The organism is Rhodococcus sp. no. 34, from assembly GCF_054589475.1.
Window position 1 is genome coordinate 1 of the sequence record NZ_BAAILK010000030.1, and the last position, 313, is coordinate 313.

At 53.7% G+C, this 313-nt stretch carries 1 rRNA gene; it reads right to left on the reverse strand.

What is annotated here, in order from left to right:
* Positions 1 to 2 precede the first annotated feature (2 nt).
* A 5S ribosomal RNA gene (gene rrf / locus ACYP01_RS13010) occupies positions 3 to 119 on the reverse strand.
* Between the last annotated feature and the right edge of the window lie 194 nt (positions 120 to 313).

Sequence of the window (313 nt, forward strand, 5' to 3'; positions counted from 1 at the left end):
GTGTTCGGCGGTGTCCTACTCTCCCACACCCTGTCGAGTGCAGTACCATCGGCGCTGAAGGGCTTAGCTTCCGGGTTCGGAATGGGACCGGGCGTTTCCCCTTCGCTATGACCGCCGTAACTCTATGAAACTGTCACAGTAACCTTCTTCTGATCACCTGGTTTCACCGTGCATCAACCCGAACCCGTTACGGGGTGGATGGATGACGGAGAAATCATGTTCTCATCAGTATCTGTGTGTTGTTTCAGATACCGCACAGTGGACGCGTAGCTTCTTTGTGGTAAGTCCTCGGCCTATTAGTACCAGTCACCTG